Consider the following 474-nt stretch of genomic DNA (forward strand, 5'->3'; position numbering starts at 1 on the left):
ACATTTTACAAAAACTCTGATTTGCAAAAATAATTTCATCATTCAAATCAACTTCAAGCAACCCAAGATTCATGTTCGCAATGATGTTTTGAAACTTTTCTACTTCAGTTATTAGTCGATTATTTAATTTTTGCCTATTCCGAATATTGGTAAGCATTGCTCCAAAAAGAGACAATAATTTCACTTCTTTTTCACTGTAATTATGGTAGTTTTCAACTGAGTCAAAACCCACAAAACCAATTAATTCTTTGTTATTTAAAATTGGAATGGTCAATAAACTTTTAATTCCTTGTGGAGCTAAAATCTCTTTTAAAGCATTCTCTCCAGGGTCTTCAGTATTTAAATCAGAAACTTTTGCAACATAAAATGGATCTCCTTTTTGATGTTTCTCTAACCATTGAGGAATATATTCTATGGGTACTTGCTGTAGATTATCAATTTCTGGGGCAATACCTTCTTTACACCATTCAAAAG

The 474-nt window shown here is 30.6% G+C and carries 1 protein-coding gene; it reads right to left on the reverse strand.

Features of this window, described 5'->3' with window-relative positions; genetic code table 11:
* Positions 1-474, reverse strand: a 474-nt coding sequence (locus IU405_RS01020) for a GAF domain-containing protein (protein WP_231749440.1), incomplete at both ends; no start/stop codon positions are given.

Source organism: Polaribacter sp. BAL334, from assembly GCF_015767435.1.
GTDB lineage: Bacteria > Bacteroidota > Bacteroidia > Flavobacteriales > Flavobacteriaceae > Polaribacter.